The sequence below is a fragment of the Hymenobacter sp. BT491 genome (assembly GCF_014349165.1).
In the GTDB taxonomy this organism is placed as follows: Bacteria; Bacteroidota; Bacteroidia; order Cytophagales; family Hymenobacteraceae; genus Hymenobacter; species Hymenobacter jejuensis.
The window spans coordinates 922,689-942,577 of sequence record NZ_JACSJJ010000002.1 but is presented as its reverse complement, the minus strand read 5'-3'; the positions used below and the strand labels follow the sequence as shown (position 1 = coordinate 942,577).

General features: G+C 60.5%; 18 protein-coding genes. 9 read left to right on the top strand and 9 right to left on the bottom strand.

Annotated elements, in window-relative coordinates:
• Positions 1–37: 37 nt before the first annotated feature.
• The 6 genes from H9I52_RS09760 to H9I52_RS09735 form a co-directional block, all read right to left on the bottom strand.
• Positions 38–862, bottom strand: a complete 825-nt coding sequence (locus tag H9I52_RS09760; RefSeq protein WP_187453704.1) for an ATP-binding cassette domain-containing protein — start codon at positions 860–862, stop codon at positions 38–40.
• A 32-nt stretch (positions 863–894) separates the two neighbouring features.
• Positions 895–1,671, bottom strand: coding sequence for an ABC transporter permease (locus H9I52_RS09755; protein WP_139517231.1), 777 nt, complete (start codon positions 1,669–1,671; stop codon positions 895–897).
• Between the two features lie 164 nt (positions 1,672–1,835).
• A complete protein-coding gene (locus H9I52_RS09750; RefSeq protein ID WP_187453703.1) occupies positions 1,836–3,614 on the bottom strand; it encodes an OmpA family protein in 1,779 nt (592 codons plus the stop codon).
• 187 nt (positions 3,615–3,801) lie between these two features.
• Positions 3,802–4,791, bottom strand: a complete 990-nt coding sequence (locus tag H9I52_RS09745) for a PspA/IM30 family protein (RefSeq protein WP_187453702.1) — start codon at positions 4,789–4,791, stop codon at positions 3,802–3,804.
• A gap of 5 nt (positions 4,792–4,796) precedes the next feature.
• Positions 4,797–5,528, bottom strand: coding sequence for a hypothetical protein (locus H9I52_RS09740; protein WP_187453701.1), 732 nt, complete (start codon positions 5,526–5,528; stop codon positions 4,797–4,799).
• Positions 5,529–5,759: 231 nt separating this feature from the next.
• A complete protein-coding gene (locus tag H9I52_RS09735) occupies positions 5,760–6,311 on the bottom strand; it encodes a hypothetical protein (RefSeq protein WP_187453700.1) in 552 nt (183 codons plus the stop codon).
• A 771-nt stretch (positions 6,312–7,082) separates the two neighbouring features.
• On the opposite strand from H9I52_RS09735, the gene hisG reads away from it, so the two are divergent.
• From hisG to H9I52_RS09690, 9 genes are all read left to right on the top strand, one after another.
• Complete coding sequence (gene hisG, locus H9I52_RS09730; protein WP_139517226.1) at positions 7,083–7,934, top strand: ATP phosphoribosyltransferase; 852 nt, start codon at positions 7,083–7,085, stop codon at positions 7,932–7,934.
• A gap of 109 nt (positions 7,935–8,043) precedes the next feature.
• Entirely contained in the window at positions 8,044–9,339 is a 1,296-nt protein-coding gene (gene hisD / locus H9I52_RS09725; RefSeq protein ID WP_139517225.1) for a histidinol dehydrogenase, read from the top strand.
• A 91-nt stretch (positions 9,340–9,430) separates the two neighbouring features.
• Positions 9,431–10,486 carry a histidinol-phosphate transaminase gene (gene hisC, locus H9I52_RS09720; protein WP_187453699.1) on the top strand — a complete coding sequence of 352 codons (1,056 nt, stop codon included), beginning with the start codon at positions 9,431–9,433 and terminating at the stop codon, positions 10,484–10,486.
• 104 nt (positions 10,487–10,590) lie between these two features.
• Entirely contained in the window at positions 10,591–11,691 is a 1,101-nt protein-coding gene (gene hisB / locus H9I52_RS09715) for a bifunctional histidinol-phosphatase/imidazoleglycerol-phosphate dehydratase HisB (RefSeq protein ID WP_187453698.1), read from the top strand.
• A gap of 143 nt (positions 11,692–11,834) precedes the next feature.
• Entirely contained in the window at positions 11,835–12,422 is a 588-nt protein-coding gene (hisH, locus tag H9I52_RS09710) for an imidazole glycerol phosphate synthase subunit HisH (protein ID WP_187453697.1), read from the top strand.
• Positions 12,423–12,435: 13 nt separating this feature from the next.
• Positions 12,436–13,155, top strand: coding sequence for a 1-(5-phosphoribosyl)-5-[(5-phosphoribosylamino)methylideneamino]imidazole-4-carboxamide isomerase (gene hisA / locus H9I52_RS09705; RefSeq protein WP_187453696.1), 720 nt, complete (start codon positions 12,436–12,438; stop codon positions 13,153–13,155).
• A gap of 30 nt (positions 13,156–13,185) precedes the next feature.
• On the top strand, positions 13,186–13,944 hold the full coding sequence (gene hisF / locus H9I52_RS09700; RefSeq protein WP_187453695.1) for an imidazole glycerol phosphate synthase subunit HisF: 759 nt from the start codon (positions 13,186–13,188) through the stop codon (positions 13,942–13,944).
• A gap of 58 nt (positions 13,945–14,002) precedes the next feature.
• Entirely contained in the window at positions 14,003–14,644 is a 642-nt protein-coding gene (hisIE, locus tag H9I52_RS09695; protein WP_139517219.1) for a bifunctional phosphoribosyl-AMP cyclohydrolase/phosphoribosyl-ATP diphosphatase HisIE, read from the top strand.
• Positions 14,645–14,856: 212 nt separating this feature from the next.
• Positions 14,857–15,135, top strand: coding sequence for a hypothetical protein (locus H9I52_RS09690; RefSeq protein ID WP_139517218.1), 279 nt, complete (start codon positions 14,857–14,859; stop codon positions 15,133–15,135).
• A gap of 446 nt (positions 15,136–15,581) precedes the next feature.
• On the opposite strand, the gene H9I52_RS09685 is transcribed toward H9I52_RS09690, so the two are convergent.
• The 3 genes from H9I52_RS09685 to H9I52_RS09675 are packed head-to-tail and all read right to left on the bottom strand — an operon-like array spanning position 15,582 to position 19,608.
• On the bottom strand, positions 15,582–17,930 hold the full coding sequence (locus H9I52_RS09685; RefSeq protein WP_187453694.1) for a xanthine dehydrogenase family protein molybdopterin-binding subunit: 2,349 nt from the start codon (positions 17,928–17,930) through the stop codon (positions 15,582–15,584).
• Positions 17,931–17,971: 41 nt separating this feature from the next.
• Positions 17,972–18,955, bottom strand: coding sequence for an FAD binding domain-containing protein (locus H9I52_RS09680; RefSeq protein WP_187453693.1), 984 nt, complete (start codon positions 18,953–18,955; stop codon positions 17,972–17,974).
• A gap of 5 nt (positions 18,956–18,960) precedes the next feature.
• The gene (locus H9I52_RS09675) at positions 18,961–19,608 is read right to left on the bottom strand and encodes a (2Fe-2S)-binding protein (RefSeq protein ID WP_187453692.1); all 648 of its coding nucleotides are present in this window, start codon (positions 19,606–19,608) and stop codon (positions 18,961–18,963) included.
• Positions 19,609–19,889: the final 281 nt, after the last annotated feature.

Genomic DNA, 19,889 nt, shown 5'->3' with positions numbered 1-19,889 from the left:
GTTCCTTCCGCATTCAAAATTCAACATTTAAAATTTCTTAACTGTGGCGAATCTCGTCTTTGAGATGCTCCACGAAGCGGGCAAACTCCGGTTCGGCCTCTACGTTCGGGTGCCAGGCCAGGCCCATTTCGGCGAGGTTGTACTGGTGGTCTTGGTTGATGGTGGCGCCGGGCAGCGGGTTACCGGCCGCGTCGCGTTCGTAGCCCAGCAGCCAGAGGCGGTCGGCGAGGGCCGTGGTGGTCACGATGTCGTGGGACACGATGATGACCGTGTTGAGCTCGTCCATGGTGGTCACCTCCACAATAATCTTTTTTACTTCGTCGATCATGGCGATGTCGAGGCCCGAAAACGGCTCGTCGAGCAGAATCAGGTGGTCGGAGCAGAGGAGCTGCTGGGCGATGGCGGCGCGTTGGCGCTGGCCGCCGGAAAGGTGGGCCGGGTACTTTTTGCGGTGCGGCGCCAGGCAAAAGCGTTCCAGATACGTTTCGACCTGCTGGCGGGCCTCGTCGGGGTTGTACTTGCGCTCGGCGGCCACCAGCAGGTTGTCGAAGAGCGTGCGGTGGTTGAACAACGGGTAGCGCTGCTGCACGAAGCCCACCGCGCCCGGCTGCACAAGTGTTTGATCAACACCTACTTGCACGGTGCCCTTCGTGGGCTGCACCAGGCCGGCCATGATGCGGCACAGCACCGATTTGCCAATGCCCGAGCGGCCGTAGAACCCCACGACCTGGCCCTGGTTCATGTTGGGCCGCACCACGTCGAGCACCTGGGCGTCGATGTCGCGCAGGATGAGTTCGCCGTTGAACTCCATCGACACGTTGTGCAGCGTCAGGACGGGTTCTTTATAAAAATAAGGAGTCATGGCTTTGGAAGGAACCTGAAAAGTGGAGACAATTACTTGGCCGTGGTCAGCGAGGAATAAGGAAAAAACACGCGGCGCAGGAGCACAAACACGTAATCTTGAAGCGCGCCCGTGGCCAGAATTACCAGTTGAATGGCCACCACACCGTCAAGGTGCAGGTAGCGGTTTTGCTTGTAGAGCAGGAGCCCGATGCCCCCTTCCGATTGATAAAGCGTTTCGACCAGCGTGATCATGGTCCAGATGATGGCAAAGTTCTGGCGCACGACTTCCAGCATTTCGTCGAGCTTGCCCAGCACCACCACTTCCCAGAAGCTGCGCCACTCGCTCATGCCCAGAGTGCGGGCGTGGTCCATTTCTTCCTGCGTGGTGGTCAGAATGACGCTGGTCATGCCCGTCACGAGGTACACCGTAGCGCCGAAAATGAGCACCGAAAGCTTCACCTCGTGGCCCGAACTCACCATCAGGGCCATGAAAAACGTAAGGCCCGTGAGCGTGAGGTAGCGCATTTTGGTGGCCGCGTAGGCGATGGGCCGGAAGAACGGCAACGCCGTCAGGTACGAGATCAGCAGCGCCAGCACCGTGGCAATGGCCAAGGATTGCAGGGCCGTGGTCATGCTGGCCCACAACTCCTGTATAAGTCCTTGACTGCTAATTAGATCGCCTAAGGAGCGAAACACATCGCCCAGACTCGGGAACAGTTGCAGCGGATAAAACAGCCACAGCAAGAGCAGCACCACTGCCTGCGCGGCCACCATCGAGGTAAACACCAGCCGGCGCGGATTGGCATTGGGGGAGAATAGTTCTTTCATGGACGATAGAGGAAAGACACCTGAAAAAATCTGGCATCCTGAGCAGAGCGAAGGACCTTGTCACGGCCGCATTCGGCAGCAAACGGGAGGTGTTCTTCGGTGAGAAGGTCCTTCGCTTTGCTCAGGATGCCAGTACTTTATTTTGCCTTGTCAGAAGCTGGTTTTTAGTTGCCCAGCACAATCTCCACGCGGCGGTTTTGGGCGCGGCCTTCGGGCGTGGCGTTGCTGGCGACGGGCTCGGTAGCGCCGTGGGCGTACACCTGCACGCGGCCGGCGGGGAAGGCGCTGGCGCTTTTTTGTTCCAGCCAGTGCTCCACGGCCAGGGCGCGGTCTTCGGAAAGCTGCTGGTTGCGTTGCGGATCGCCTTGGTTGTCGGTGTGGCCGTGGACGGCTACTTTGAGGCGGCCCGCAACTACCAGATCGTCAAATAGTTGGTTGAGCTGGCGCTGCGTTTCGGCCGTGAACGTGCTCTTGCCGGTTTCAAACTCGATGTTCCAGGCCCGCCTGCTCACGCTCTGGCGGATCTCGTCGTCGGCGGCAAACTTCTGCGTTTCGGCCGGCGCGATGGCTTTGCCTTTGTACTGCTCCTGGAGTTGGCGTAGTGGCGTCAGGTCGAGCATTTCGTCGAGGGGCACGTAGCCGGGCAGCTCTTTGGGGTACAACCGGCTTTGCACGTCGCCGAAGGTCTTATAAACGGAAGCGTAGATGTTGGTGCCGCCGTTGTCGAGGCCGAACAAGGTCAGGTTGTCGGCGAAGTTAAAGGCCTTACTACCACCGAGTTCCACTACTTCGCCGTTGCGGTCGGTTTCGCTCACGCCTTTGTAGTACTTAAGCCAGTAAGCACCGGGCTTGTCTTGGTCGGCGTACACGGCGGCCGAAATGTCGGCGGCGCGTTGCAAAGCTTCGGGGTGCGATTTTACCTGGTCACCGGCCACGGCCATGGCCGTCATGATGCCGGTAACTTCCTTCTGATGAGCATCATACCACCGCTTGGTCGTGACCATGATGTTGGGCATCTGGTTGGAGTAGTCTTTGGTCGAGACAATGGTCACGAGGCCGCCTTTTTGCTTGGCAATGTTCACGTCGCCGGGCGTCCAGGTGGCCACGCCGTCGGCGACTACATCGATTTTCACGCCGGTGTTTTTGCCGTTCACCACTTTGGTGCGCGACTCGGGCTTGCCCACAATGTACTTTTCGGCGGCTACCAGGAAGTCGCTGGCGGCCATGAAGTTGACGGCTTCGGGGTCGTAGGTGGTTTCGTCGGGGTTGACTTTCAAGCCGTTGTCGGCGCACCATTTAAGGGCGATGTTCTGGTCGCCGTCGCGCAGGTAGCAGGCAATGGTTTTGCCCAGCGCCGATTTCGGGTTGTCAAGCCATTCTTTGGGACCCATCAGCTTGTCTTCGCCGAAGGATTTGCCGCAGCTGTAAGGCAGGATTTGCAGGCCGGTACCAGCCTTTTGCAGTTGCACTTGCACGGCCGAGAAAGCCGGCAGTCCGTCGCCCATGATGCTGACAATCAGGCCCGGCGTTTCCGGGTTGTTTTTCAGGTCAAGGGCGTTTTTGACCAAATCGGCCTGCATTTTCGATACGTCATCTTGCCGCACAATCTGTAGGTCAATACCGTTGGCGGCCATGCTCGACCCCACCGTGGTGCGCGGCCCGCCGTTGGCCAGCATGCCGGCCATCTGTGAGTTCCAGGCCATTACTTCCCACACCACAGGCGTGCCCTTGTCAGCGGGCTGGGTGCCGGGCAGCGGCGCGAGCGGCACCGCAATGTTGGCGCGGGAGCCCCCCGTAGCGGTAGGCAGTTCGATGGAGTTGAGCAGCACCGATTGGGTTTCGGCTTTTTTGAAGACGGCACCGCTGGAAACCAGCTTGTTGATGCCGAAGTAAAGGAGTGCCACGATGAGGGCGCCAATTACAATTTTACCGCGGGTTGTCATTTTCGTAAGGGCAAAAGGAGGGTGGTGCGCCGGTTTGGGCGCAGAAATTTTAGGTTGATTTTGGGGTGCAGGTCAGCTCACCGAGGTTGGGGAGAGACCCGCTTGGGCATGCTTGGCATGCGAGGAAGTAGGATGGGCAACAGGGGCTTCGCCGGCAAGGCAAGTCAGCCCTATGCCAATTAGCAGACTAATCAAGGAGGCTAGAATAGGCATCGTCGGTGGCTTTGCGGGTTTGGGCCGCGTTGAGGTTGCTGATGGGTTTTTCGTCGAGAATGGCGTTGAAATCGCCTTTCTGGTATTTCTCCAGCAGGCGCTGGCCTTTCTCGCTCATCACGCCGTTCTGGATGTCCATTTCCTTCACGAACTCCTGCGAGTAGCGCATGGCCTGCTTGATCTGGCCGAGTTGCTGGGCCATGTCCTGGGCCACGCGGTCGGTGGCGAGGTCGAAGAAGTACTTTTTGTCGGGGTCGCCGCGCAGGATGTTCATGGCGGCCCGCATGCCCGAGCTAGTGCGCTTCACCAGTTCGTACTCGTCTTTCAGCAGGTTGACTTTGAACTTGCTGCCGTCGATCTGGCGCAGGGCCGCTTTCAAGATCTGGCGCATGACCAAGGTCACGTTGGCCGTGGTGGTGAGCATGGGTTGCAGGCGCTGGTTGTACTCCTGGAGCTGCGCGGCCCGCGAGGCGTACGATTCGGCGGCGTCTTTTTCGCCTTGGCGGCTGGCCGAGCTGGCCAGCGAGAGATACTCTTGCATCTGCTCGGTGTTGGCGCTCATCTTGCGCTTTACCAACTGGTGCGCGCCCTCGATGTGGCCGACTTCGGCGTTCATTTTGTGGGCTTCCTGCTCGGTGTTGCGGATGTAGTCTTCCATGATGCCGATCGGGTCGGTGTTGACAAAAATCCCGGCGGCGGTGCGGAAGATGCGCTGCCCGGCGTACCACAATCCGGCCTTGATGCGCTTGTTGGTGACTAGCAAGAACAGCGCAAACAACGCTCCCAGGCCGATACCCAGCTTCACCGTATCGAACACAATGTCAACCAGGTACGGCACAATCTGGCCCCAGAAGTACACGCCCGTGGCGGCAGCACCCGCCAGAAATACCCAGCCGGCGGCTTTCTCCGGCTTTTGCCACTTGGGCAAACCGGCATCTTGAGAAGAAGGAAGGAAAGTGTTCATCGGGGTCATTTGGTTGAAGTGGTGAAGGGTGAGGTAGGTCCGGCGAGGAAAGATTGCGTGGCCTGCCGGTGGGCCTGCAACTCGGTGGCGGCCGTAGCGTTGGCCAGCTCGTAGGAGGCGAGGGCCGCCCCGGCTTTCTGGCGCTCCTCTTGCAGGTGTTGTTGAGCCGCAAGGAGTTGTTGGCTCTTTAATTCCAGCTGCCGCGTGAGTTCGGCGAGGTCGGCTTGCAGCTGCTTTTCTTGTTGGAGCAACTGCACAATCGGGCCGGGCGGCGCCTTCGGAATCTGGATTTCGCCGATCTTTTCGCGGTGGCGTTCGAGCACTTTGTTGCGGTCGGCCACCAGTTTTTGCTCAAACTGTTCGGCCGAAGCCAGCAGCGTAGCCAGGTCGAGGCCGGTGACGGCGGCGAAGGCGTTGAAGGCCGTTTGGTAGAGCACCGGGCCACTCAACCCGCTGGCCGACATGCTTTTTACCATTTTGGTGTAGGCCATGAAGTCCTTGCCGTCGCCGGCCAGCAGCGACTGGATGTGGTCGAGGTGGCGCTGCTCGGCTTGCGTGACCGTTGTGGGCGCGGCTGGTGTTCCGGCGCCTGCTGGTGTAGGTGGCACGGCAGGCGTATAAGGCGGTTGCGCCGCCCCGGGCAGCGGGCGGGCGGCTTCGGCCTTGGCCGGACCCTGCGCGTCGTCTTCGATGAAGAAGTCTTTCGCGGCTTTGGCGAGGTTGTCTAGAATAGCCATGATCGGGGCAGCTTGGTGGTTGGTGACGTGAGCCTAAAGCCAAGACCAATGCCGTTCCCGGATATATGCTTTTGGTTTTATTATATAGTGTTGATTACCAGCTGATTAAAAATAAAAACCCGCCCGGTGCTACACCGGGCGGGGTAAGGTACCCTTCCATTTTGGTAGGGTTGGTTTTCCATTACGGTAGCCGTGCACGCTGCAAGCCCACCACACGATCACCGGGAAATGCTATGACAAAGCAGGCAACAGCTGCTGCACCTGCGTTTGCAGGTCGGTGAGCGAACCGGTATTGTGGAGCACGGCGGCAAAATGCGGATAGTCGTCGAGGGAGGTTTCGCTGGGGTGCGCGTCGTCGCGGGTACCGTCGCCGCGCTGGCCGAGCGGGTCGCCTTCCACGCGCAGCATCAGGCCGCCGCGCTCGCGGATGCGGTCGGCTTCGCCGGGGAAGCGCACGTCGGGCACCAGCACAAACCCCTCGGCGGGCAAGTTGGCAAAGAAGGCTTTTACCCAGATTTCGGGCTCCCACACGCGCAGGGCTTGCCCAACTTGCTGCAGCATTTCGCCGCGCGTCCGACCGAACACGGGCAGCAACTCGGCTTTGCCCGGCTGCTCGTAATAGGGCGCCACGTCTTCGCCGGCCAGGGCCGCGCACACCGCTTTGATGGCGTCGCCGAAGGAGCGCGTCTGCCACTGCCGCTCGGGTTGGAGTTGCTGGAGCAAGCGTGCCACGGTGTCTTTGCCGCTGCCGCGGCGGCCCGAAAGCCCAAGTAATCGAATCATACACTAGAAAAATGAGCGAGAGAACCGGCGCCGGGCGCCGAGCTAAGTCCGCCCGGTGGGCCAGTACTTATACCTTATAGTATAGGGTGCCTAAAGTCAAAATAGGGAGTAGCGAAAACTTACAACTCCGAATCGACCAGACCCTGCACAGTTTTAAGGGAGCACAAAGTACAGGCGTAAGTCCGCTGGAAAGCAACGAAATTTTCTGACGGAGCAGCCAACTCGTGTTATTTCCTGGCTATGTCAAAGCGATTCTCAGGTTGTATAATTTATAACTAATTTATTATAAGATACTTGTGAATAAGGCCCTTGCTTAAACAAAGCCGCACGGCTGTGGGTTACTACTGCATCTCAAAGAGGTTCAATGACGCTAGAGCCGCAACTTTTTGCGGAAAAAGTTTTCTTACGTCGTTGGCGCTCTTACTTTTGCCCTGAATTCTACGCTATGCTCGCTGCCGCGCCTGTCTTCTGCCACCTCCGCCCATTGGCCGCCGCCCCCGTTGTGGGCGTTGCCGCCTCGGAGCTGCGCATGGCGCATCCTCATCAGCACGGGCACCATTCCTCTTGCTAGAGGAATGATACACGCATATTGACCCCGTGGGGCGAGCCGCTTTGGCTCCCCGGCCGCCCAAACCAGGCGGCCCCGCTGCTTGTTGCCTGTGCGACGCGGCGAAGGGGTCAGGTTTTCCGTAAGCCTTTCCGGGGCAGTCGCTGAAACCAGCTGCTCCGCCCGAGTTTTCCCTCCGCTTTTATCCTTTTAATTTCCATAGCATGATTCGTCTGGCCATCCAGAAATCGGGCCGTTTGAGCGAAGACTCGCTGAACCTGATCCGGGAGTGCGGCATTTCCTTTGTCAGCAGCACCTACAAGCTCAAAACCGAAGCCACCAATTTTCCGCTCGAAATCCTGTTTCTGCGCGACGACGACATTCCGGGCTACGTGCAAGACGGCGTTGCCGACCTGGGTATTGTGGGGCAGAACGTATTGGTCGAGGCCGGATTTCCGGCCCTAGAGGTCGAAACGTTGGGCTTCAGCAAATGCCGCCTGTCGTTGGCCGTGCCGCGGTCGGTGGCCTACGCCTCCGTGGCCGATCTGCAGGACAAAAACATCGCCACTTCGTACCCCGAAATTCTGGGCCGTTACCTGGCCGGGCAGGGCGTACAGGCGCAGCTGCACACAATCAGCGGATCGGTGGAAATAGCCCCTAGCATTGGGCTGGCCGACGCCATCTGCGACATCGTTTCGTCGGGCTCCACGTTGCTGGGCAACGGCCTGCGCGAAGTCGAAACGGTGTTTCGCTCGGAAGCCGTCCTGATTGCCAACCAAAACCTGAGCGCCGAAAAGCAGGAAATCCTGGAGCAGTTGCGCTTCCGGATGCAGGCCGTGCGCCGCGCCCGCCGCAATAAATACATTTTGCTCAATGCCCCTGCCGCCTCACTCGACGCGGTGCGGGCGCTGCTGCCCGGCATCAAGTCGCCCACGGTGACGCCGCTAGCAGAAGAAGGCTGGGTGTCGGTGCAGTCGGTGGTGAACGAAGACGATTTCTGGCACATCACGGGCCAGCTCAAGGCCGTGGGCGCCGAAGGCATTCTGGTGCTCCCGATCGAGAAAATGATCAGCTAAGGACAGCTTCGACCTCGTTTGCCTTGTTTTAATAAGTACTTGATTGTTAAGTGGTTATAAATAGCTTCTTGTTTGCTTTTAACTGCTTAACCGTTTGATAGCCAACCCTATGCAAATCATTCAATATCCCAGCCTGAGCGAATGGGCCGCGTTGCAACAGCGGCCGGCCGCCGCCGAAGCCCAGCAGGTGGAGCAGCGCGTGCGCCAGATTTTCGACGACGTGCGCGCCCGGGGCGATGCCGCGCTGTTCGACTACGCCGCCGAGCTCGACAAGGCCACGCTGACGCAACTGCGCGTGACGCCCGAAGAGCTGGCCGCGTCGATTTCGCAGGTGCCCGCCGAATTGCAGACCGCCATCCGGCAGGCCCACGCCAATCTGTGGAAGTTTCATGCCAGCCAGCGCGAGGAAGAAAAGCGCGTGGAAACGATGCCTGGGGTGGTGTGCTGGCGCAAGGCGGTGCCGGTGCAGCGCGTGGGTTTGTACATTCCGGGTGGTTCGGCGCCGTTGTTCAGCACCTTGTTAATGCTGGGCGTGCCGGCGCGGTTGGCGGCTTGTCCGGAAATCGTGTTGTGCACGCCGCCAAGCCCGGATGGCTCGGTGAACCCCGTGATTTTGTTTACGGCTCAACTGCTCGGCATCGCCACCATAATCAAGGCGGGGGGGGCGCAGGCCGTGGCCGCGCTGGCCGGCGGCACCGACAGCGTGCCGGCTGTGGATAAAATTTTCGGTCCCGGCAACCGCTACGTCACGGCGGCCAAGCAGTTGGCCGCCCAGCGCGGCGTAGCTATTGACTTGCCGGCCGGACCGTCGGAAGTATTGGTCATTGCCGACAACACGGCGAACCCGGCGTTCGTGGCGGCCGATTTGCTGTCGCAAGCTGAGCACGGCCCCGATTCGCAGGTGGTGGTGCTGACGGATTCTTTTGAGTTGCTGCTGCAAGTCAAAGAAGAAGTTGATCGGCAATTGTTGGAATTGCCGCGGCAAGCAGTGGCTACGCTGGCCTTGCGCGAGAGCCGGGCGATTTTGCTGCGGACGCCGGAGGAAATGCTGTTTTTCTCGAACCAATACGCCCCCGAGCACCTGATTCTGGCTGTGCGCAACCCCGAGGAGCTTGCGGCCGGCGTCACCAGTGCGGGCTCCGTGTTTCTGGGGCACTACACGCCCGAGGCTGCCGGCGATTATGCCTCCGGCACCAACCACACGCTGCCCACCAACGGCTACGCCCGCAACTACAGTGGCGTATCGCTCGATTCGTTTCTGAAGAAAATTACCTTCCAGCGCATCTCCGCCGAAGGCCTGCACCACGTGGGCCCGGTAGTCGAAACGATGGCCGAAGCCGAAGGGCTGCGTGCCCACGCCCGCGCCGTGACCCTGCGGCTGGAAGCCTTGTCGGCGGCAGAATAAGCTCACGCTTTGGGTACCTTATAATAAGGAGTAACCAAGCGCTGCGGCAAGAGGCCGCGAAATCATTCTTATCAGCGTCAAATCGCGATTTATGTTCAAGCTAGAAAGCCTCGTGCGGCCCAACATCCGGGCTATGAAACCTTACTCGTCGGCCCGCGACGAGTTTCAGGGCGAGGCGCGCGTCATGCTCGACGCGAACGAAAACAGCCTCGGTTCGGCCGGCCCAAGCCAGTTCAACCGCTACCCCGATCCCTTGCAGCGCGAGGTAAAGCAGGCCCTCGCGCCGCTGAAGGGCGTGGCCGCGGACCAGATTTTTCTGGGCAACGGCTCCGACGAAGCCATCGACCTGTTGGTGCGCCTGACCTGCGTACCCGGCCACGACCACATCCTGATTCTGCCGCCGACCTACGGCATGTACGAAGTGGCCGCTAACCTCAATGACGTAGGCATCGAGCGCATTGCGCTGACCGCTGATTTTCAAATTTCACAAGAGTCTGTTAATCACATACTTGCTTCAGAGGCAAAATTGGTCTTTCTGTGCTCGCCTAATAACCCTACCGGCAACCTGCTGCACGCCGACGCCGTGGAGCAAATTCTGCGCGGCTTTCGCGGCCTGGTGATCGTGGACGAAGCATACGCCGATTTCGCCGACGCCCCGAGCTGGACGACGCGCCTGGCAGAATTCCCGAACCTGGTGGTGCTCCAAACGTTTTCCAAGGCTTGGGGCCTGGCGGGGCTGCGCCTGGGCATGGCTTTCGCCTCGCCGGAAATCATTGGCTACCTCAACAAAATCAAGCCGCCCTACAACGTGTCGGAAGTAACCCAGCGGCATGCCTTGCAGGCCTTGCAAGCGGCTGCGCATTTTGAGGAATTGCGCCACACGCTGCTCCGCGGCCGTGCGTGGCTGGCTGAGCGCCTGCCCGCCGTGCCCATCGTCGAGCACGTGTTTCCTTCGGATGCCAACTTCCTGCTGACAAGGTTCAAACCCGATGCGACCGCGGTGTACAACTACTTACTGGGCAAAGGCATCGTGGTCCGCAACCGGACTACCCAGCCGGGGTGCGCCGGCACGCTCCGGCTAACGGTGGGCACGCCCGAAGAAAACGAGCAACTGCTTGAGGCGTTGCAAGAATACCGGCCATCCTAGTTTTGTCAGCTGCGCGCGATCTTTGATGCGCAAAGCCGGACAGACGGACCCGCTTGAGTTTTTTCTCCTTGACTGCGCACGCTAGGCCGGCGCTACTTTACCCCATGAAAAAAGTTCTCTTTATAGATCGCGACGGCACCATCCTAGTCGAGCCGCAGCCGAGTCAGCAAGTCGACAGCCTGGAGAAATTTCAGTTTGTGCCGGGCAGCATCACGGGCCTGGCCCGGATTGCCCGCGAGCTCGACTACGAGTTGGTATTGGTAAGCAACCAGGATGGCCTCGGTACCGACAGCTTCCCGGAGCCTACCTTTTGGCCCGCGCACAATTTGATGTACGATATTCTGCGCGGCGAAGGAGTGGAGTTTGCGCGCGAGCACATCGACCGCAGCTTTCCGCACGAAAACCTCCCGACGCGCAAGCCCGGCATTGGCATGCTGGCCGAGTACCTCGATCCGGCCAACGGCTACGACTTGCCGAACTCCTTAGTAATCGGCGACCGGCTCACCGACGTGGAGTTGGCCCAGAACCTAGGGTGTCAATCCATCCTGATTCGGGAGGAGGCTGACGAGCGCGCCGCCCTGACCACAACCAGTTGGGAAGCGATCTATCAGTTCCTGCGTTTGCCTGCCCGCAAGGCCGTGGTGCAGCGCGACACGAACGAAACCAAAATCCGCATCGAACTCAACCTTGACGGACAAGGCCGCCCCCAGATGCACACTGGCCTGGGTTTCTTCGACCACATGCTCGACCAACTCAGCAAGCACTCGGGCGTCGACATGAACATCACGGTGCAAGGCGACCTGCACATCGACGAGCACCACACCATCGAGGACACCGCGATTGCCTTGGGCGAAGCATTTGCCCAAGCGGTCGGGGATAAGCGGGGTTTATCGCGCTACGGTTTTGTACTCCCCATGGACGACGTGTTGGCACAAGCAGCCATAGACTTCTCAGGCCGGCCGTGGCTGGTGTGGGATGCCGAGTTCAAACGTGAGCGAATCGGAGATATGCCAACCGAAATGTTTTACCACTTTTTTAAGAGCTTTTCCGACGCTGCCCGCTGCAATCTCAACATCAAATGTGAAGGGCAGAACGAGCACCACAAGATCGAAGCCATCTTTAAAGCCGTTGCCAAATCCATCAAAATGGCGCTGGTGAGGGATGCCAATAAGATGGAAATTCCGAGCACGAAAGGGGTGTTGTAAGGGTATCCAAATGTTTAAACATTTGGATAAAGGGCTGGCTGGCTGGAAATAACGCTACCTTCTTTATCTTGAATCTTGACGAAGAGGCATGCCTGAAGGAACGTCTTTGTATAAACAAATGAGTAATAAACATATTTATTCAAATGGAAATAGCGGTAGTTGATTACAAAGGCGGCAACGTGCAATCGGTCCTGTTTGCACTGGAGCGATTGGGCGTGCGGGCTACCCTTACGGCCGACGCCGAGGCAATCCGGCGGGCCGATAAGATTCTGTTTCCGGGAGAAGGCGAGGCCGCTTCAGCCATGCAGGAGTTGCGCGCTCAAGGGCTCGACCAACTATTGCCAACCCTGACGCAGCCCTTCCTGGGTATATGTTTGGGGATGCAACTACTGGGGACGCACAGCGAAGAAAACGACACCGACCTGTTGGGCATCCTGCCGTTTGAAGTAAAACGCTTTCCCAAAGACCACGCCTACAAGGTGCCGCACATGGGGTGGAACAACCTGCACCGCCTCCGTTCGCCGCTGTTCGACGGGCTGCAGGACGAAGATTACGTGTACTTCGTGCACAGCTATTACGCTCCGGTCGGCGACTACACCATTGCCGAAGGCGAGTATCCGACGCCTTTTAGCGCGGCTGTGCAGCACCGCAACTTTTACGCCGTGCAATTTCATACCGAGAAGAGCGGCCCGGTGGGCACGCGCATCCTGGAAAACTTCCTGAACCTGTAGCCGCCTTTCTCCTATGGAAATCATCCCCGCCATTGACCTCATCAACGGCCAGTGCGTGCGCCTCACCGAAGGCGACTTTGCCCAGCAAACCACCTACGATTCGGACCCGCTGGCCGTAGCGCAACGCTTCGAGCAACACGGTGTGCGCCGGTTGCACCTCGTCGACCTCGACGGGGCGCGGGCCAAGCAGCCGGTCAATCTGCCGGTGCTCGAGCGCATTGCCCGCCACACCCAACTGACCATTGATTTTGGCGGCGGTTTGCAAAGCAACACGGCGGTGCGGCAGGCTTTCGACGCGGGCGCGGCGCAGATCACGGCCGGCAGCATTGCCGTGCGCGAGCCCGACACGGTGGGAGAGTGGCTGCGCACGTTCGGGGCCGAACGCATCCTGATCGGGGCCGATTTTCGGGACAACCACATTTCCATCAACGCCTGGGCCGAGCAGAGTGAGCGCACGCTGGTAGAGTTTATCGAGCAGTACCTCGCGGCCGGCGCCACTACCTTTGTGTGTACCGATGTCAGCAAAGACGGCAAGCTGCAAGGCCCGGCCCTTGCCACCTACCAGCAATTGCGGCAGCGGGTGCCCCACGCGCAGCTCGTGGCCAGCGGCGGCGTGACCACCCTGGCCGACGTAGAAGCCTTGCAAGCCGCCGGGTTGCACGGGGCCATCATTGGCAAGGCCATCTACGAAGGCACGATTAGTCTGGAAGAGCTGCGCCCGTTTTTGAGCTAGGAATGATTTTTATAAATAATTGATAATCAAGTGCTTACAAAACGAATCATTCCCTGCCTTGACGTCAAAGATGGCCGCACGGTAAAAGGGGTGCAGTTTGAAGGGCTGCGCGACGCCGGCGACCCGGTGGCGTTGGCCGCGCGCTACGCCCAGGAAGGCGCCGACGAGCTGGTGTTTCTGGACATCACGGCCACCAACCAAAAGCGTACAACGTTGGTGGCCTTGGTGCGCGAAGTAGCCGCCACGCTGGACATCCCGTTTACGGTAGGCGGCGGCATCGGCACCGTAACCGATGTGGAGGCGCTGCTGCTGAACGGGGCCGATAAGGTGAGCATCAATTCGGCCGCGCTGCACCGCCCGGAGCTGATCGATGAGCTGGCGCGCCGCTTTGGCTCGCAGTGCATCGTGGTGGCCGCCGATGCCCGCTACACGGCCGAACACGGCTGGCAGATTTACACCCGCGCCGGCACGCACAACACCGGGCGCAACGCCGTGGAGTGGTGCCGCGAAGCCGCCGAACGCGGCGCGGGCGAAATCCTGCTCACCTCCATGAGCAACGACGGCACCAAAGACGGCTTTGCCCTGGACCTCACGGGCGACGTATCGCGGGCCGTGTCGGTGCCAGTGGTAGCGTCGGGCGGGGCCGGCAGCATTGCGCATTTCACGCAGGTGTTTCGGCAGGCGCAGGCCGATGCGGGCTTGGCGGCCAGCATCTTTCACTTCGGCGAGATCGGGATTCGCGAACTCAAAGAGCAGCTGCGCGCCGAAGGCATTCCGGTTCGTTTGTAAGATTATTTTATAAGTAATTGATAGTCAATTACTTATGTTAATACGTAGTTGTTGAACCATGACTCTTGATTTCGCGAAAATGGACGGCCTGCTGCCGGTGGTCGTGCAGGATGCCGCCACCGGCCAGGTGCTGATGCTGGGCTACATGAACCAGCAAGCGCTGGACCAAACCCAAGCCGAAGGACGCGTGACGTTTTTTTCGCGCTCCAAAAACCGTCTTTGGACCAAGGGCGAAACCAGCGGCCACTTTCTGACCGTGGTAAGCCTGCACCCCGACTGCGACGGCGACGCCCTTCTGATTCGGGCCATTCCCGACGGGCCCACCTGCCACCGCGGCACTACCAGTTGCTTTGAGCAGCCCGAGCAAACGGCGTATCCGGCCGCGCCGGTGGGATTCATTGCCGAACTAGAGCGCCTCGTGCAGCGCCGCCGCGATTTTCCGGACGAAGACCCCAACTCGTACACGGCCTCGCTTTTCCGCAAAGGAATGCCCAAAATCGCCCAGAAAGTAGGCGAGGAGGCCGTCGAAACGGTGATCGACGCCGTGGGTGGCAACCTCGAAGGCCTGAAAGGCGAAGCCGCCGATCTGCTGTATCACTTGCTGGTGCTGCTGGCCGCCGCGCAGCTTACCCTCGACGACGTGGTGGCGGTGCTGCGGCAGCGGCACACCACGATTTCGGCCGGCCAGCGGCGGGAGTAAGCGCCCAAAATACTGGCGTAGGCCAATGTCGCTGGGAAAGTTCTATTGAGTCTTGCCTTATTGCACTAGTAGCTAAGTAGTTCGCTTATGTGCCTGTTTATTTAAACATATTTGTTGGTTGAATGCCCTTGAATCCGAAAAGGCGGTTATCTTGCCTTGCAGCTGGTCTGTAAACGGCCGACTGCTTTGTTTTTCGAGCTAGTTCAACTCTTATGGTTCCTTCCCCGATTGCACACGCGATGCGGCTTTGGCAAGATATGCTGGGCCGAGAACACGAAACGCCCCGCTCTTTTCTCTGGCAGAATGTAGAAGACATGGAACCCGACGAAGGGGGCGCCATTGAGTGGAAAAACCAGCAAACCAAGACGCGTATTTACTTCAAGGGCGATAAAGTCATTTGCGTACTGGGCGATTACAGCACCTGGCGTCGGCAGTGGATGGCCTTTGCCAAGTGGCACAAAGTTCCCCTAAAACAGATGGGCCTGAATTAACGGCTTGGCGCAGGCCGGGCGAAATAGCGTTATCAATAGGTATTTACTTGCATCCAATATTTTAGACGATCACCAAAGCATTAGCGAATAGCCAATCGTCCGCCCCCGTATTTCCCTGGATTCCGAGGAATGCCGTGACTAGGCGCATAGTGCGCGCTTTCTCAGTAACGAGCAAACGCCCATCGGGTAGACTGGCGACACCCCATGGGCTGGCCAGGGACGACGTGAGCACGGTGGCCCGGTAGCTACTGGCCGCCGTATTCACGCTCCCAATTCGGGTATGGCCCGTAAAGGCTGGCTGATAAGAGGCGTTGGGAGCGTTGGTTTCTACCGGGGGGCCGGTGCGAACACGAGAGCAGGGACAGCGAACAGCCAGCGAGGATTAGCAGGTGCAGTTTCATAAGCACCCAGTGAAGGGGTGGATAGAGTGAAATTGCCGCTCCTACCTAAGCTGGCCCCCGCAGGGCGGCCAGCACCCGGTCAGGCGTCATGGGCAGGTCGCGCAGGCGGCGGCCGGTGGCGTGGAAAATGGCGTTGCTCACGGCCGCAGCCACGCCTACGATGGCAATTTCTCCGATGCCTTTTACGCCCATGGCATTGACGTAGGGGTCTTTTTCGTCGATAAATTCCACCGTCATGTCGGGGATGTCGGCGTTGACGGGCACGTGGTAGTCGGCCAGCGAGGCGTTGGTGTAGCGGGCCAGGTGGGGGTCGCGCACGGTTTGCTCCATCAAGGCCGCGCCGATGCCCATGATGGCGCCGCCCATGATTTGCGAGCGGGCCGTTTTGGGGTTGAGGATGCGGCCGCCGGCCACCACGCTCACCCAGCGCGTGACGCGCACCGTGCCCAGCTCGGGGTCGACGTGGACTTCGCAGAAGTGCGCTCCGAACGAGTGCATGGAGTGCGAACCGCGGGCTTCCTTGCCGGCATCGTCGGACTTGGCCGCACCGGCCAGACCGGATTCGTAGCCCGCGCCGTACTTGCCATGCCCGCTGCCTTCCAGGTCCAGCATGTCGGCGCACTTCATCAGGTCGGCAAAGCCTTCGCCCTTGCTTGGGTTGGCTTTGAGCTGCAAGCGGCCTTTGACCACTTCTACGTCCGTGGCCTTGGCACGGTAGAGGGGGGATTTGGCATCCTGCACCGCCAGCTTGGTGAGCTTCTGCCACACGTCCTGTGCGGCCACGTACACCGATGAGGAGAACGTGCCCGCGCCCATCGAGCCGCCCGAGATGTTGGTGGTCGGCAACATCGTGTCGCCCAGCTCGAAGCGCACTTTGTCGGGCGCGAGGCCCAGCGCGTCGGCCGCGACTTGCGTGATGATGGTGTAGGTGCCGGTGCCCAAATCGGTGGCGCCGGCCTGCACCACGGCGTGGCCGTCGGCGTAGAGGCGCACGCGGGCGTTGCCCTGCGAGCTGTGGACGGGGTAGCTGGCCGTGGCCATGCCGTAGCCCACCAGCAGCTTGCCGGCGCGAGTAGCCCCATTTTGGGGGTTGCGCTTGTTCCAGCCAAACAGCTCGGCGCCACGGGCATAGCACTGTTTCAGGCTTTTGCTGCTCCAGGGCTTACCCGTGTCGGGGTCTTTGTCGGCGTAGTTGCGCAGGCGCACCCGGATGGGGTCGAGGCCCAGCTGCGCGGCCAAATCGTCCATCGCACACTCGATGGCGAACGAGCCGGGCATGTCGCCAGGCGCGCGCATCCAGCTGGGGGTAAGCACGTTGGCTCGGCCCAGCTTGGTAGTGGCTTCGAAAGCGGGACACTGGTAGAGCATCCCGATGATTTTGCTGTTGCTCTCGGCGTACTGGTCCCAGGGCGAGGTGGTGGCGCGCTTTTCGTGCAGCAGGGCCAGCAGCTTGCCTTCTTTGGTGGCGCCCAGGCGCAGGGTTTGCTCCTGGTCTTCGCGGTGACCCATGCTGGTAAACATCTGGGGGCGGGTGAGTACCAGCTTCACGGGCCGGCCCACGGCTTTGGCCGTGAGGGCCGTCAGCACGGTGTGGGGCCAGATGGGGCCTTTGCAGCCGAAGCCGCCGCCGAGGTACTTAGTAATTACCCGTACCTGGTCGGTGGGCAGGCCCAAAAACGCGGCCACGGCCCGCTGCTGCCACGACACGCCCTGGGCCGCGTCGTAGAGGGTGAGGCGGTCGGCGGCTTCCCAGTGGACGATGGTGGCACCCGGCTCCATGGGGTTGTGGTGGTTGGTGGCGTGGGTGTAGGTGGCCGTGAGCTGCACCGGCGCGGCGGCAAAAGCGGCAGCGGCCTGGCCCCGGCGTTTGGTGCCCTCAGCATCGGCATCGGGCTTGCCGCCCGGATTGAACAGCTCGGTCTTCGGGTCCTGGTACGAAGCCACGGGCGTTTCCGGCGCTACCGTGATGCGCAGCTTGGCGGCGGCGTACTGAGCGTGCTCCAGCGTGTCGGCCACCACGATGGCCACGGGCTGGGCGGCGTAGAAAATCTGGTCGGACTGCAGGGGCAGAAACGACATCTGCACCGAGGGGCCAATGGCTTTTTTGCCTTCCTCCGATTCGGCCGTGAGGGCTGGTTTAGGCAGGTTCTGGTGCGTTAGAATAGCCAGTACTCCCGGTTCGCGCTGGGCCGCGCTGGCATCAATGCCGGTGATGCGGCCCTTGGCCACATCGCTGGTTTTGAGCACGGCGTGCACCAAGCCCGGCAGATGGTTGAATTCAGCCGAATACTTGGCCGCGCCCGTCACTTTGGCCCGGCCATCGACGCGGCTCAGCGGCTGGCCGACGGTGGCGGCCTGCGGATAGGTTTGGGAGAATGTCGGTTCGCTGTCCATGAGTAGGCGGCTGAATGAGGAAGGAAAAGGCAAGAAAGACCCTAGGCGCCGGCCACTTGCTGCAGGGCACGCACCAGCGTATTCTGCGCCAGCTCCACCTTGTAGGCGTTATGCTCGCGGGGCTTGGCCCCTTGCAGCGCGGCGGCGGCGGCTTTGAACGTGGCCTCCGTAGCCGGCTGACCCACTAATACTTTTTCAGCCTCGCTGGAGCGCCAGGGCTGGGCGCCAACTCCGCCCAGGGCCACGCGGGCCGAACGGATGGTACCAGATTGCACGTCGAGCCCCACCGCGGCCGAAGCCAGCGCATAGGCGTAGGAGGCCCGCTCGCGCACCTTCAGGTACGTGGAGCGCTGGGCGTGGGTCGCCGTGGGTATCGTCACGGCCACAATCAGCTCGCCGGGCTCCAGCACGTTTTCCTTCTGGGGCGTCGTGCCGGGCAGCAGGTAAAACTCGGTGATGGGCACGCGGCGCTGCTTGCCTTTGGCATTTTCCAGCGTCAGCACCGCGTCAAAGGCCGACAGGGCCACCGCTAGGTCGCCGGGGTAGGCGTTGGCAATGCAGGTATCGCTCACGCCCAGAATAGCCAGGTTGTGGTTATCGCCCGTCAGGGCCGGGCAGCCCGAGCCGGGCACGCGCTTGTTGCACGGAAACGCCGGGTCGCGGAAATAGCCGCAGCGGGTGCGCTGCAGAATGTTGCCGCCGATGCTGGCCATGTTGCGCAGCTGGGGCGAAGCCGCCAGCAGCAGCGACTCCGACACGGCCGGAAACTGCTGTACCACCAGCGGGTGCTCGCCCACGGCGTTCATGCGCTCCATCGCCCCGATGCGCAGCCCGTCTTTGGTCTGCTCGATGCCCTTGAAAGGCAGTCGGGTGATATCGACCAGCAGCGGGGGCTCCGCCAGATTGGCCTTCATCAAGTCCAGCAGCGTAGTGCCGCCGGCGATGTAGGCGGCCTGGGGCGTGTCTTTGAGCCGGCCGGTGGCTTCTTTGGCCGTGGCGGCCTGGGTATAGCTGAAGTCGTTCATCGGAGTTAGCCTTTTGCTTGTTGGCCAGCTACTTCGCGCACGGCAGCCAGAATATTAGGGTAGGCGCCGCAGCGGCAGATGTTGCCGCTCATCCACTCCCGGGCCTGTGGGTCGGTGGTGGCGTGGCCTTCTTTCACGCAGGCCACGCCCGACATGATTTGGCCCGGCGTACAATAGCCGCACTGAAAGCCGTCGTGCTTGAGGAAGGACTCCTGCATGGGGTGCAGTTTGTCGCCCTCGGCCAGGCCCTCGATGGTGGTAATTTCCTTGCCTTTGGCCATCACGGCCAGCGTCATGCAGGAGTTGACGCGCTGGCCGTCCACATGCACGGTGCAGGCCCCGCACTGGCCATGGTCGCAGCCTTTCTTGGTGCCGGTCAAATCCAGGTACTCGCGCAGCGCGTCGAGCAGGGTCACGCGCGGCTCCAGGGTCAGGTTCCTGACCTGGCCGTTGATGGTGAGCTGCAGGGGACTGGCCCCCGACACCACGGGGTTGACCGGAGCGAGCTTCTCGGCCAGGGTTTCGGCCTGGCTGGCAATGGGTGAGGCCAGGGCAAAACTCAAGATGCCCCCGGCTTGCTGCATAAACGTGCGGCGGGAGCCATCGGCCGGCCGCGACGCCTCCGGCTGGACGTCAGGAAATAAATCAGACATGGGATGGGGACTACGTGACAAGAAAAATTCACTTCAGACCGGAACGCGCCGGCTACTCGGGGCATCGAAGTGGCTAGTGAGGGTGTACGGCCCGTTTTAGTAAAAGTATTGGCCCCTTACCCCCACATTTGTACAGCTTTCAAATGGATTAGTACACTTTTCAAAGAGTGTGACGTCATGCGGCCGTTTTGCCCCGCGATTCTACCCCGGCAGCCCGGTTAATCCGACGTAGCAGGCCCTACCGGGCGCGGTAGACTACTGCCCACATGATGTCCGCTACA

Bases quoted from the DNA above. Each gene is read 5' to 3' on its own strand.
- hisB (WP_187453698.1), top strand. From the start codon at position 10,591: ATGAAAAAAGTTCTCTTTATAGATCGCGACGGCACCATCCTAGTCGAG.
- hisD (WP_139517225.1), top strand. From the start codon at position 8,044: ATGCAAATCATTCAATATCCCAGCCTGAGCGAATGGGCCGCGTTGCAA.
- hisC (WP_187453699.1), top strand. From the start codon at position 9,431: ATGTTCAAGCTAGAAAGCCTCGTGCGGCCCAACATCCGGGCTATGAAA.
- H9I52_RS09760 (WP_187453704.1), bottom strand. From the start codon at position 862: ATGACTCCTTATTTTTATAAAGAACCCGTCCTGACGCTGCACAACGTG.
- hisH (WP_187453697.1), top strand. From the start codon at position 11,835: ATGGAAATAGCGGTAGTTGATTACAAAGGCGGCAACGTGCAATCGGTC.
- H9I52_RS09685 (WP_187453694.1), bottom strand. From the start codon at position 17,930: ATGGACAGCGAACCGACATTCTCCCAAACCTATCCGCAGGCCGCCACC.
- H9I52_RS09755 (WP_139517231.1), bottom strand. From the start codon at position 1,671: ATGAAAGAACTATTCTCCCCCAATGCCAATCCGCGCCGGCTGGTGTTT.
- H9I52_RS09745 (WP_187453702.1), bottom strand. From the start codon at position 4,791: ATGAACACTTTCCTTCCTTCTTCTCAAGATGCCGGTTTGCCCAAGTGG.
- H9I52_RS09735 (WP_187453700.1), bottom strand. From the start codon at position 6,311: ATGATTCGATTACTTGGGCTTTCGGGCCGCCGCGGCAGCGGCAAAGAC.
- H9I52_RS09750 (WP_187453703.1), bottom strand. From the start codon at position 3,614: ATGACAACCCGCGGTAAAATTGTAATTGGCGCCCTCATCGTGGCACTC.
- H9I52_RS09690 (WP_139517218.1), top strand. From the start codon at position 14,857: ATGGTTCCTTCCCCGATTGCACACGCGATGCGGCTTTGGCAAGATATG.
- H9I52_RS09675 (WP_187453692.1), bottom strand. From the start codon at position 19,608: ATGTCTGATTTATTTCCTGACGTCCAGCCGGAGGCGTCGCGGCCGGCC.
- H9I52_RS09680 (WP_187453693.1), bottom strand. From the start codon at position 18,955: ATGAACGACTTCAGCTATACCCAGGCCGCCACGGCCAAAGAAGCCACC.
- hisIE (WP_139517219.1), top strand. From the start codon at position 14,003: ATGACTCTTGATTTCGCGAAAATGGACGGCCTGCTGCCGGTGGTCGTG.
- hisA (WP_187453696.1), top strand. From the start codon at position 12,436: ATGGAAATCATCCCCGCCATTGACCTCATCAACGGCCAGTGCGTGCGC.
- H9I52_RS09740 (WP_187453701.1), bottom strand. From the start codon at position 5,528: ATGGCTATTCTAGACAACCTCGCCAAAGCCGCGAAAGACTTCTTCATC.
- hisG (WP_139517226.1), top strand. From the start codon at position 7,083: ATGATTCGTCTGGCCATCCAGAAATCGGGCCGTTTGAGCGAAGACTCG.